The sequence below is a fragment of the uncultured Lacinutrix sp. genome, assembly GCF_947500605.1.
Classification (GTDB): domain Bacteria; phylum Bacteroidota; class Bacteroidia; order Flavobacteriales; family Flavobacteriaceae; genus Lacinutrix.
The window spans coordinates 225435-238890 of record NZ_CANMSJ010000004.1 but is presented as its reverse complement, the minus strand read 5'-3'; the positions used below and the strand labels follow the sequence as shown (position 1 = coordinate 238890).

10 protein-coding genes are annotated in these 13456 nt (G+C 33.0%); 3 read left to right on the top strand and 7 right to left on the bottom strand.

Annotation, left to right across the window (positions count from 1 at the left end):
• The 7 genes from Q0935_RS08115 to Q0935_RS08085 form a co-directional block, all read right to left on the bottom strand.
• Complete coding sequence (locus Q0935_RS08115; protein ID WP_299384397.1) at positions 1–1446, bottom strand: SusD/RagB family nutrient-binding outer membrane lipoprotein; 1446 nt, start codon at positions 1444–1446, stop codon at positions 1–3.
• A gap of 10 nt (positions 1447–1456) precedes the next feature.
• Positions 1457–4648, bottom strand: coding sequence for a SusC/RagA family TonB-linked outer membrane protein (locus Q0935_RS08110; protein ID WP_299384393.1), 3192 nt, complete (start codon positions 4646–4648; stop codon positions 1457–1459).
• A 60-nt stretch (positions 4649–4708) separates the two neighbouring features.
• Positions 4709–5392: a DUF2064 domain-containing protein gene (locus Q0935_RS08105; protein WP_299384391.1), complete on the bottom strand. Its 684-nt coding sequence runs from the start codon at positions 5390–5392 to the stop codon at positions 4709–4711.
• 68 nt (positions 5393–5460) lie between these two features.
• The gene (gene arsS, locus Q0935_RS08100) at positions 5461–6525 is read right to left on the bottom strand and encodes an arsenosugar biosynthesis radical SAM (seleno)protein ArsS (RefSeq protein ID WP_299384387.1); all 1065 of its coding nucleotides are present in this window, start codon (positions 6523–6525) and stop codon (positions 5461–5463) included.
• Positions 6526–6617: 92 nt separating this feature from the next.
• Positions 6618–6953, bottom strand: coding sequence for an arsenosugar biosynthesis-associated peroxidase-like protein (locus Q0935_RS08095; protein ID WP_100997098.1), 336 nt, complete (start codon positions 6951–6953; stop codon positions 6618–6620).
• A gap of 131 nt (positions 6954–7084) precedes the next feature.
• The gene (locus Q0935_RS08090; RefSeq protein ID WP_055435064.1) at positions 7085–7309 is read right to left on the bottom strand and encodes a hypothetical protein; all 225 of its coding nucleotides are present in this window, start codon (positions 7307–7309) and stop codon (positions 7085–7087) included.
• A gap of 1152 nt (positions 7310–8461) precedes the next feature.
• Positions 8462–8935, bottom strand: coding sequence for a nucleoside deaminase (locus Q0935_RS08085; protein WP_145003773.1), 474 nt, complete (start codon positions 8933–8935; stop codon positions 8462–8464).
• A gap of 462 nt (positions 8936–9397) precedes the next feature.
• Here Q0935_RS08085 and ilvD point away from each other — a divergent pair, with 462 nt between their 5' ends.
• The 3 genes from ilvD to ilvN all read left to right on the top strand — a co-directional run bounded on the left by ilvD (position 9398) and on the right by ilvN (position 13456).
• Positions 9398–11077, top strand: coding sequence for a dihydroxy-acid dehydratase (gene ilvD, locus Q0935_RS08080; protein ID WP_299384383.1), 1680 nt, complete (start codon positions 9398–9400; stop codon positions 11075–11077).
• A 116-nt stretch (positions 11078–11193) separates the two neighbouring features.
• Positions 11194–12927: a biosynthetic-type acetolactate synthase large subunit gene (gene ilvB / locus Q0935_RS08075; protein ID WP_299384378.1), complete on the top strand. Its 1734-nt coding sequence runs from the start codon at positions 11194–11196 to the stop codon at positions 12925–12927.
• Between the two features lies 1 nt (position 12928).
• Entirely contained in the window at positions 12929–13456 is a 528-nt protein-coding gene (ilvN, locus tag Q0935_RS08070; RefSeq protein ID WP_299384374.1) for an acetolactate synthase small subunit, read from the top strand.

Here is a 13456-nt window from a genome sequence, read left to right as displayed (position 1 = left end):
TTAGTTTTCGTCCCACCAAACTGGGAAATTAATACTGTTGCTATTAGTAGCGCTTGCCGCTTGTTGATAGTGCTCTGCATTTAAAGCTTCTTCCTCTGCAGGATAAGGCATCCTTACTGGAATTAAGTTGTTATTTAAACTGGCAGAAATAGCATTGAATTCTGGAAAACCAGTTCGCCTGTATTCTACCCAACCTTCATAACCATTAATAATGTTAGCAATCCATTTTTGAGTTATAATTTGTTCTAAAGGCGTTGTGTCTATTGCATTAAATGCTGCATTTCCATTTAAGTAGTTTACTGGCATTTCTGTTTGCCAATATTCAAAAGCTTGTATTACTCCAGTTTCGTATAAATCTTGTGCATTTGCTGTTATTAGTCCTTTTTGGGCCGCTTCGGCTAAAGCAAAATGTATTTCCCAAGAGGTAATAAAATTAGCATCTAAAACAGAAGTGTCTTCTCTAAAAGCGCTGCCAGCTAAAGAATAATCCGACAATGCAATAGAAGTAGAGGATGCATCGATACCATTAATTAAACCATTAAATTGAGAGGTAGTAGAATTTGCAAAAGGTTTGAAAAAAGTATTTATTCGGTTATCGTTTAATTCTAAAAGTATGTTTTCCATAGTTTCAGATAAAACAAAATTATTAAAATCTCCAATACGTAATTGTGCTAATCGAAAACTGTTGGGATCTGTATTTGTAAAATTGAAAATAGCATTTTCAGCATTTGTAGAAATGTAATTACCTTCTGTAACAATGGCTTGTAGTTGTGCAGAAACATCTACTTTGTCCGAAATTCTAAGCAAAGCTTTAATTTTTAAAGCATTCGCAAATTTTAACCAAGCATCTAAGTCTCCATTAAATAAAATGTCGCCTTCTAAAGCAATAGATTGCGAGTAGTTTTCTATGGCTGAAATACCTTTGTCTAGATTATCAAGAATTCCGTTGTCATCCATATAAATAGATTCTTGACTATTATAAGCAGGTGTTACATTACCTAGACTGCCATTAAAAGCTTCAAAGTAAGGCACATCTCCAAATAAGTCTGTTAAACCGGAAGCCATATAAGCTTTAAGAATTAGAGCAGGACCTTCGTAAACAGCAAAAGTGTTGATGCTTCTAGACTGGTTTAGTATAATTTCATTATCACGTAAATTAGTGTAAAATACTGGCCATGGATTACCTCCTAATTGTGGTGATTTTAAAGCATGACGATCGAATAAATTAAAATCTAATGCTGTTCTGTGTTGCGATAATAAATCGCCAGCCACAAAACCTTCGTAACTCATTTGTTCTCCAAAATCGTATATCACTTGTCTTAACAATAAGCTAGGTTGTACAGTATTTGGAGCATTAGGATTCGTGTTAATATCTTCGAAATCTTTTGTGCAACTTGTGGTTAAAACAAGTGCGAAAAAACTAAATATGTATAATATGTTTTTCATGTTTATTTTTTTAGAAATTTAAACTTGCTTTAAAACCAAAACTACGAGATGATGCATAGCTTATATCTTCGACACCACTTACAAATCCGGTACCTTGGACAGCTAGTTGTTCTGGATCGAAATGTGGATTCTCGGTAATTACGAAAAGGTTCTTTCCTATTAAGGATAAGTCAATAGTTCCTCCTTCTTTTAAGCCTAAAAAGCCATCTTTTAATTTAAAACCATAACCAATGGAAAATTGACGTAGCTTTAAATAAGAAGCATCATAAACATTATTTTCTTCGTGATTTCTGTCGTAAAATTGTCTGTAATAACTTTCAGCAGAAATCGCAATTGTATTTGGTTCTCCTGTCTCTGTAACGCCTTGAGCAACAATTCCTCCATCTGGTCTGTATTCTGTTTCTGCTAATTGACCTCCAACGTTTCCAAGTGCACTTGTTCGAGATACAATTTCTCCACCTTGTCTCCAATCGAATAGAAAACTTGCTTTCCAATTTTTGTAATTAAAAGCGTTATTCCAGCCTAGAGTAAAATCTGGATTATAGTTTCCTAGTTTTTGTAAATTATTATCTGCTATATAATTTCCGTTGCTGTCAATAATAAATTGCCCATTTTCATTTTTTAAATATCCTGTTCCATAAAAATCGCCAATTTTACCACCTTCTTCAACTTGAAACCAAACGGTTTGGTTTTGACTATCGTAAATTCGACTATATGCTAGAGTTAATCTACCATCTGCTTGTGGTAATTCTTTAATAGTAGCAGTGTTTGTTGCGAAATTAAAAGTAGTATTCCATGAAAAGTTACTAGTTCTAATTGGAGTTATTCCTGCAATAATTTCGACACCTTTAGATTGTACTTTTCCACCATTTACTACTTGCTGTGTGTAGCCAGAAGAAATAGGAATTGGTAATGATATAATTTGATCTTTAGTAGTAGCATTATAATAGGTAAAGTCGAAACGTAAGCGGTCTTTTAAGAAACGTAAATCGGCTCCAAACTCATAAGACGTTGTGCTTTCGGGTTTCAAGTTCGCATTAGGTATAAAATCTTGATTACTAAACGTTGGCTGACCATTAAAAGGTGTTTGCGATACAAAAGCACCAGAGGTTTGGTAAGCATCTGTATCATTACCAACTTGTGCGACACTTGCTCTTAATTTTGCAAATGAAATACTTTCGGGTAACTCCATAACATTAGAAAGAATAAAACTTGCTGAAGCCGATGGATAAAAGAAAGACGTGTTATCTACCGAAAAAGGAGTAGCCAGAGCACTCGACCAATCGTTACGACCAGTAATATCTAAATACAGATAATCTTTATAGCCTAATTTGGCAATTCCGTAGAACGAATTTATACGCTTTTCAGATTCAAACTGAAACACCTCAATTGGAGATGCAGCATTATTTAAATTAAAAATACCAGGTTGTGCTAAGTTTACTGTTTGCGATTGTTTTGTAGATGCTTTTTGATCTAATCTATTGCCTCCAACTGAAACATCTAATTTAAAATCACCATAATTATTATTGTAATTTAAAAGAAAATCGGTGTTGACTTCTCTGTAAGTGACATCGTGTTCTGCATAAGCTCCATTTTGAAAACGGTTACTAGAAAAGGCACGCCTAAGTTCTCTTTTTTCAGTCGAATAATCCATTCCTGTTCTTACTTGCAAACTCAAGCGGTCTGAGAATTCGTGTTTTAAAGCAAGGTTTCCAAACACACGATCACGATTAAAAGAATTTCGGTTTTCGTATAAAATAAAATAAGGATTATCGAAAAAAGTATAGTTAAAAGAATATTGTTGCACACCTTCTAAGCCAGGTTGCCAATAGTCTTGTAAATTATTAATATTAAGACTTCGTGGTCCCCAAGCTACTAAAGAATAATTTACATTCTCACTTCCATAACCATTAGATGGTCTATTATCACTACTAGAATTTGTATAAGAAATAGAGGATGAGAAAGTTGTTTTTTCTGTAGGCTGAAAATTAAGTTTTGTTGCAACGGTTTGCCTATCTAAATTTACACCAGGAATAATAGATTCACTTCTTAAATCTGTAAAAGATAAACGATAATCACCATTATCGAAACCATTAGAAATAGCAATATTGTTTATGGTTGTTACGCCAGTTTGGTAAAAATCTTTAAGATTATCTGGGTTAGATTTTAATTCTGTGGGTGTAATTGCATTACCAGAATATAGCGAAGTATCACCACCACGAACAATTGTGCCATTTGGTAAAACTACAGGACTATCAAATTGCGATACAAAAACACCAGCATCTAATTGTGGTCCCCAAGAATAGGTGATATTATCGTTTGTTCCTCCACCAAGTCCATCTATATATTCAAATGCTCCAGAATTTCCCTGACCATAAGAATTTTGAAATTCTGGTAATCTAAAAGCAGAATCTACAAATAGAGAAGTGTTAATACTTATGCCTAAACCTTTGGTTTTTTTACCATCTTTTGTCTTAATTACAATCACTCCGTTTGATGCTCTGGAGCCATATAATGCGGCTGCACTCGGACCTTTTAAAACAGAAACCTCTTCAATATCGTCCGAATTAACTTCCATAGCGCCATTTCCAAAATCTATTTCCTGAAAACCAGCAGCTGCTTCGTTTGTAAAATTAAAAACAGTATTATTATTTATAGGAATACCATCGACAACAAATAAGGGATTGTTATTAGAAAAGGATGCTTCACCACGAATGGTTATTTTAGATGAAGAACCAACTCCTGTCGCACCTTGAGAAACCGTAACACCTGCTAGTTTTCCAGATAAATTATCTAAAAAATTAACCGATTTCACTTCGGTTATATCTTCAGATTTTAACGATTGTACCACGTAACCCAACTCTTTGGTATCACGCTCAAGACCTAAGGCTGTAATTACAACTTCGTCTAAAGTAGAGGCGTCTTCGGTTAATTGAATGTCAATTTGTGTATTACTTTCAACAGTAATTGTTTGCGATTTATAACCTAAATAGGAGAACTGTAATTGGCTTTGTAAATCGCGAACTTCAATAGAATAAAAACCATCGTCGTTAGTTGTGGCTCCTTGATTATTATCTGTTGTAATATTTACAAATGGTAAAGTAGTGCCATCATTTTTACTGGTAACTGTACCAGAAATTATAATTTGGGCAAAGCTAAAACTCGATATAAGTAGCAATGCGCACAAGTAAATGTGTTTCATTAAAATATATTTTCAATAGATTATTAGTATTGAAACGTGGAATAGCGTTTCTTAAAACTGTTAAACTGAAAATATAAATGGAGAACCTTTGTTGTAATGTAATGAGGTTAAATTCAGTTCTAAAAACTGAGTGTTGTGTGTTGTTTTCGCTTTCGCGGAAGTAATAATTAATAATAAAATGCTTTTAATTAAAGAAGAAAGACTTTTAAAGCTATTTATAACGTTTTTTACATCTAAAGCATTATCAATATCATGAAGCGTTTCTAATAATGATACTTCAACTTCTTCTAGAGATAAAAGGCTAGTTATGCTTTGTCTTATTTTAGAACTCTGCCATGGCAAAGCTCTAAAATGTTTTGCATTAAATTGCTCTTTACTTATTCCCATAAGATAAAAACCACCATCTTGAGATGGCCCTAAAACCAAATTATTAGCTTTAAGTTTTTTATGCGCACTATTAATATGACTCGTTTTTAAATGTGGTGTGTCATTACCAATAGTAATTATATTATCGAAACCTTTATTAAAAATAGATTGAATAGCATTTGTAAAACGTTCTCCAAAGGTGTTTCCTATTTGTAGATTTTCAGAAACAATAAAGTAAGGTAGTTTTGTTTGCTTTACTTTAGATTCTATTTGGATGTTTAACTCTTGAAATAAAACAGCAGCATGTTGGAAAGGTTTGTTTAAACTTTCCTTTTTTGCAGAATTTGCAAAGATTAATATGGCTGTTTTATTTGTCATACATCATCTCCATAATAATAGAGATTTTATGTGTTTTGTTTTTCCGCGTAAGCGATAATATTTTGTTTTTAAGCTACAACACCTTGGCAACTACTTCCTGCTCCTGCAGTACAGCCATAACAATGTTGAGAAATCACGATGTTTCTACCTTCTAATAATTCTTCTTTGTACTCGCTAATGTGTTTAGATTTACTATTAACTGGTAATTCTAACATTTGGTTAAAATCGCAATCAAATAAATAACCATCCCAACTTACAGACAATGTATTTGTACACATTACATTTTCTACAGCAGCTGGATTGTAAGCTTCAACTAGCGCATACATGTAATCTTCGTAATTTTCTGAAGCTATTAAATAATCTAAAAAACGAGCAATTGGTAAGTTGGTGATTGCAAATAAACTGTGAAAATTAATTCCAAAATCTTCCATTAAGGCTTTTTTGAAATCTTTCTCCATTGTTGTTTGATCACCAGGTAAATAAGCGCCATTAGGATTGTATACTAAGTCTAGCTTTAAATCGCTTCCAGGCATACCGTAACCACGTTCGTTTAATTCTTGTAAGGCTTTTATAGACATGTCAAACACGCCTTCGCCACGCTGTTTATCTGTTTTTCCTCTTGTCCAGTGTGGCATAGAAGAGACAACATGAATGTTGTATTTTTTAAAGAAATCTGGTAAATCGTAATATTTTTTATTAGCACGAATAATGGTTAAATTAGAACGTACAATAAAATCCTTAACACCAACTTTAGATGCTTCCTCAACAAACCATCTAAAATGAGGGTTCATTTCTGGTGCGCCACCTGTTAAGTCTAACGTGTGTGCTCCAGTGGTTTTTATAACATCTAGAATTTGTTGCATGGTCTCACGCGTCATTATTTCTTTTCTGTCTGGACCTGCATCGACATGGCAATGTTCGCAAACTTGATTGCACATGTAACCAACATTTATTTGTAAAATTTCAAGCTTTTTAGCTTTTAAAGGAAAATGACTTGTTTCTGAAATTTTATCTTTAAATGTTGGCAATTCGCCATTTGCAAAAATACCATTAGATAAAATATCTAATTGCTTATTGCTTTGTGCTAAATCGCTATCTCTTTTCTGTAATGACTGTGTTTTTAATTTACCCATTATTAAGTTTAACTGTACTGTTTACGTAAAATTTGAGGTTTTAGTTTTAGGTCGTTAGATGTGTTGCTCAAAAAGTGAAAATAGTTTTCTACTTACATTTCTAATTTGTTCACTTTATTCATCATTTGAACACCGTGAACTAAAGTTGCTCCACTTTTTATAGCTGCACCAACATGTAAAGCTTCCATCATTTCTTCTTTTGTAATGCCGCGTTGTAATCCGTCTTTAGTATAAGCATCTATACAATAAGGACATTGTTCGGTATGTGCTACAGCTAATGCTATAAGAGATTTTTCTCTTGCAGTTAGTGCACCTTCTTCAAATACCTTTCCATAGTAATCAAAGAATTTTTCGCCTAATTCTTGATTCCATTCACTTATTTTTCCGAATTTTCTTAAATCGGCTGGATCGTAATACGTTTTGCTCATTATAATTTTAGTTTGTGCTAAGATATAAATCTATAATTTGTTGTCGTAGATAAATAGTATACCTAACAAAAAAAATGGACTTAACTTTATATATAAAGTTAAGTCCATTTTTAATTTACTAATTTCTTTTATTAAGAAGATGGTCTTCCTTTAAGACGCTTTTCTATTTTTTGTTTTTTTTCGGTAACTCTTTTCATAACGTCCATAATTTTTTCATCTTTACTTTCTTTATAAAACTCATTTAAACCTAATATTATTGACTTGCCTTTTCTTGAGGCTTTAACACGATCGCTAGTTGACATATTGCTCATTTTCATATCTTCAAACTCTTGAGCTTCTATAAGTAACGTTTCCATATAATTCTTTTTTGTATTTAATTCACAAAATAACGAAATATATTCAATTTTCGTACAAATATTCATAATAAAAATTGATTCTTAAATTGTAAAAACCAATTACCGTAAATTTAAAAGAATCAGTTACTTGCGTAGATACTAGCGATTTCAGATAAAATTAGAGTAATTGAAGTCTATCTTTTGTTTTTGCATCTGATACTATTTTTATTTTAAAACACATTACATTGAAGTTCTTTCTAAGTAGATAAATGAGATAAAGGAACAATTAGAAGAAGGAAAGCTTGAATATAAAGCGATATAATCTATAACGGCTTTAAAAGAAAATACAATTACACAATAGGTTCAGGATTAAAAAAAAGACTGCGAATGTAAAATCTAATCTATTATAGAAACAATAACCCAATCACCAAAATTATTTTTATTTGGGGTTCGGTAAAAATACTGAAATAGGTAAGTGTTGTTTTTTAACTAAAAATAGTTTCGCCTAGAGCATAATATACCGCCATTATCGCGGAGTATATTGCGCTTCCTAAGAATCTCCATTTTAATTTAAAGCGATTTTGGATAACATAATTAGCTAAAAATGAAATTGGGATATTTACTAAAAATGACCAAAATGCTATAGTTATTAGGTTAAAGCCAATCTCATTAAATTGCCATGAAAATATTTTAATAAACAACAAATGCCTAGCAACCCAAAGTGGGTTAAAATAGGCGATAGCTAAACCTGTTTTGCTTAGGATTGCTTTTACTCCTTTTAGTTTTTGTGTTTTTTTTACAATCCAATCAAAGTAATTAGGTATTTCAAACGCGTAAAATGTAGCGCCAACGAATGCAAGCCCTAGTAGCCTATGCCAAGAAAACTCATCAACAATTAAGGCTGCTATTGTATCTCCAGCACTATAAATTAATGCGCCTTTAATGATGTTGTTTTTTTTGTAATGTAGTGCGATAAAGCTTAGTTGTTTAAATTGTAAATGGAATAAAAAGGTATGATGTAACTATAGTGTCACTTCGAGTGAAATTCTTTTTTGTGAAATTTTGTATTTAGTCTGCGCTGAGCAGAACTATCGATAAATATTAAGTGTTTTAAATACTCTCGATACATTTAGACGAAAAAGCCTAAACACTCGAACTGACATAATTGTTTATTTAGTACTCAGTTTTGTCAATCTTTTTAGTCCATTCTTGAAATGGCTCTAATGCTATTTCGCGAGCTAATTGCTCAAACGGGATACTTCTTTCTGCGTATGGTAATGGGATTTCTTTGTAAATAAATTCGTCATCAAAGCCAATATTAGCAGCATCTACTTGGTTACTTCCGTAATATACTTTGTCTGGTCTAGCCCAGTAAATAGCACCTAAACACATTGGGCAAGGTTCGCAAGAGGTGTAAATTTCGCAACCATCTAATTGAAACGAGTCTAAATTTTTACAAGCATCTCTAATAGCAGTAACTTCTGCATGTGCAGTTGGGTCGTTAGTAGAGGTTACTTTGTTGTTTCCACGTCCTACAATTTTTCCGTCTTTAACAACTACACAACCAAATGGTCCACCTTCGTTGTTATTCATTCCTTTTAAAGCTGCGTTTACAGCTTCTTTCATAAATTGATCTTTATTACTCATTTTGTATTTTTATTTTTTTTCTAACAAGCTAATATACCATTTTTTGTTATTAGTTATTTAGTCAAAATCTATTAATATCAATCGTTACACTTAGTTTTTAATTTTTTTTTTTAGTTATTTGATTTTTTAAATTAGGATACCAAAAAATAATTTTTAATATTTGAAGCTTAAATGAAAAAACAAGTCATTAATATCATTTCTATTATTCGCATCGTGATTATTTCACGAAGCCAGGGAATGCTATGATGAATTAAAATATATAATTTATTTAAAGCCTTCCTTTTCGGAAGGCTTTTTTTATGTAAAAAATTAAGGTTATTGGGTATCATAAAAGAGATTAATTAAAGCGCTGTAAATCAGTATTTTAATTAAATATTAACGATGTTGGATTTAGCGAGAGAATAAGAAATAATAATTATCAAAGAAAAGCAAAGAAGTACTTTAGATTTATCAAACAAAAATATGAGTCAATTAAACAAATACAGTAAAACCGTAACGCAAGATCCAACACAACCAGCAGCGCAAGCCATGCTTCATGCTATTGGATTAACTAAAGAGGATTTTTTTAAACCTATTATTGGTATTGCGAGTACTGGTTACGAGGGTAATCCATGCAATATGCATCTTAATGATTTAGCAAAATTAGTTAAGGAAGGAACAAAGAATAAGGACGTTATCGGTTTAATCTTTAATACTATTGGAGTTAGTGATGGTATTTCTATGGGTACTCCAGGAATGCGCTATTCGTTGCCGTCTCGAGATATTATTGCAGATTCTATGGAAACCGTAGTGCAAGCTATGAGTTACGATGGTTTAATTACTGTTGTAGGTTGCGATAAAAATATGCCTGGCGCATTAATAGCTATGATTCGTTTAAATAGGCCCAGTGTTTTGGTGTATGGAGGAACTATAGATTCTGGTTGCCATAACGGGCAAAAATTAGATGTTGTTTCTGCTTTCGAAGCTTGGGGAAGTAAAGTTGCTGGAACCATGGATGAAACAGAATACCAAAACATTGTTGAAAAAGCATGTCCAGGAGCTGGAGCTTGTGGTGGAATGTATACAGCAAATACTATGGCTTCTGCAATTGAGGCTTTAGGGATGACGTTGCCTTTCAATTCTTCTAATCCTGCACTAAGCGATGCTAAAAAAGAAGAGTCTGTAAAAGCGGGTGAAGCTTTAAGATTGCTTTTAGAAAAAGATATAAAACCAAGTGATATAATTACAAGAAAATCTCTAGAAAATGCAGTGAGATTAGTAACTATTTTAGGAGGTTCTACTAACGCGGTATTACACTTTTTAGCAATTGCAAGAGCTGCTCAAATAGATTTTACACTTAAAGATTTTCAAGACATAAGTGATAATACACCATTTTTAGCCGATTTAAAACCTAGTGGAAAATACCTGATGGAAGATGTTCACGCTGTTGGCGGAATTCCAGCGGTTATGAAATACCTACTTAAAAAAGGAATGCTTCATGGAGATTGTTTAACCGTTACAGGAAAAACAATTGCTGAAAATTTATTAGATGTAGCAGATTTAACCGAAGGTCAAGATGTTATTAAGCCAATTGAAAACCCTATTAAAATTTCTGGACATTTAAGAATGCTTTATGGAAATTTAGCAACCGAAGGAAGTGTTGCTAAAATAACGGGAAAAGAAGGTTTGAAATTTAAAGGAAAAGCAAAAGTCTTTGAAGGTGAATATGCTGCTAATGATGGAATAAGAGACGGATTAGTAGGTAAAGGAGATGTGGTCGTAATTCGTTACGAAGGTCCAAAAGGAGGACCAGGAATGCCAGAAATGCTAAAACCAACTGCTGCAATTATGGGAGCAGGTTTAGGTAAAGATGTAGCCTTAATTACAGATGGCCGTTTTTCTGGTGGAACGCATGGTTTTGTTGTAGGGCATATTACTCCCGAAGCACAAGAGGGAGGTAATCTAGCTCTTGTAAAAGATGGAGATATAATTACCATTGATGCAGAAACTAATAGTATTGTTTTAGAGGTTTCAGATCAAGAATTAGAAGAAAGAAGACAATCATGGAAAGCTCCAGATTTAAAATTTAAAAGAGGTGTGTTGTATAAATATGCTAAAACAGTATCGTCTGCATCAAAAGGATGTGTGACAGATGAGTTCTAACAAATTCCTGCGAAAGCAGTAATCTCTTAGTCGAAAAACTAATAATTAAAACAAATGTCACCTCGAACGAAAGCGAGAGGTATTACACGAAATATAATAATCCTAACAAGATTAATATGGATACAAAAACAATAAAAAAAGAAACAAACAATACGGAAGGTACAGAGCGTATTTCTGGTAGCGAAGCGGTTATCAGATGTTTGTTAGCCGAAGGTGTAGATATCCTTTATGGTTATCCAGGAGGAGCTATAATGCCGGTTTACGATGAGCTTTATAAGTATCAAGATAAAATCCATCACGTATTAACACGTCATGAGCAAGGTGCAACACATTCTGCTCAAGGTTATGCCCGTATCTCTGGTAAAGTAGGAGTTGCGCTTGCAACATCTGGACCAGGAGCAACAAATTTAATTACAGGTATTGCAGATGCGCAAATAGACAGTACACCAATGGTTTGTATAACCGGTCAGGTGTCTTCGCATTTGTTAGGTAGTGATGCTTTTCAAGAAACGGATATTGTCGGTATTTCTACACCAGTTACAAAATGGAATTGTCAAGTTACCAAAGCATCTCAAATTCCTGAGGCAATTGCTAAAGCGTTTTATATAGCAAGAAGCGGTCGTCCGGGTCCTGTTTTAATAGATATTACTAAAGATGCTCAGTTTGAAGAGTTCGATTTTAAATACGAAAAATGTAAAGGTGTTAGAAGTTATATCCCAATTCCTAAGTTAGATCAAGCATCTGTTGAAGCTGCTGCAGAATTAATTAATGCTGCTAAAAAACCAATGATAGTTTGGGGGCAAGGTGTGTCTTTAGGGCAAGCTGAAGATCAGTTTAAAGCAGTGGTTGAAAAAGCAGGAATACCATCAGCTTGGACTATTTTAGGCGCAGGAGCAATTCCTACTTCTCATCCATTAAATATTGGTATGGTTGGAATGCATGGTAATTACGCGCCAAATGTATTAACTAATGATTGCGATGTTTTAATTGCCATCGGAATGCGTTTTGACGATCGAGTAACAGGTGATTTATCACGTTATGCAAAGCAAGCTAAAGTGATTCATTTTGAAATTGATCCAGCCGAAATAGATAAGAATGTAAAAACAGAAGTAGCAGTTTTAGGAGATGCAAAAGAAAGTTTAGCAGCCTTATTACCGCTTTTAGAAGAAAAAACACATCCAGAATGGCATCAGAAATTTAAAGATTTATATGCTATCGAATATGAAAAAGTTATAAAAGACGATTTGTATCCTACCAAAGAAGGATTAACAATGGCTGAGGTTTTAAAAGAAATTAATATACAAACCAAAGGTGATGCAGCAATTGTAAGTGATGTTGGTCAGCACCAAATGATAGCTTGCCGTTATGCAAACTTCAACAAAACCAGAAGCAATATTACCTCTGGTGGTTTAGGGACAATGGGCTTTGGTCTTCCTGCTGCAATTGGAGCAAAAATGGCTGCTCCAGAGCGAGAAGTTATTTCAATATCTGGAGATGGTGGTTATCAAATGACTATTCAAGAATTGGGAACTATTTTTCAACAAAAAGTACCAGTTAAAATTGTTGTTTTAAACAACGAGTTTTTAGGAATGGTAAGGCAGTGGCAAGAACTATTTTTTGATAGACGTTATGCATCTACAGAAATGACAAATCCAGACTTTGTCGCTATTGCAAAAGGCTATTACATAGATGCACAAAAAGTAACAAAAAGAGAAGAGCTTAAAGATGCAGTTGCTAAAATGATAAATACAGATGGACCTTATTTTTTAGAGGTTTGTGTAGAAAAAGAAGGAAAAGTTTTTCCAATGATACCAACAGGAGCGTCAGTTTCAGATATAAGATTAGAATAATATGAATGAAAATAATTTATATACCGTTTCCATTTATACCGAAAACAATATCGGATTATTAAATAGGATTTCAGCTATTTTTCAAAGAAGGCATATTAATATTGAAAGTATTAATTCTTCAGTTTCAGAAATTGAAAATGTTACTAAATGGACTATGGTAGTTGCGCTTTCAGAGGATCAAATGAAAAAAATTATTGGTCAAATAGAAAAGCAAGTCGAAGTTATTAAAGCGTACTATCACACAGAGGATGAAACGATTTATCAAGAATCGTGCATTTTTAAGATGAAATCAGATTTGTTGTTTGATGAACGCCAAATTCAGAATATAATTAAAGAAAGCAATTCCAGAATTGTTACTGTTAACAAAGAGTTTTTTGTTATCGAAAAGTCTGGTAGAAAAGAAGAAATAGATTTATTACATAGAGAATTAACTGTTTTTGGAATCATGCAATTTACGCGTTCAGGACGTATTGCAGTGACTAAAGAACCAATGGAAATATCAAAAATGCTTGTAGCATTTAATCAATAA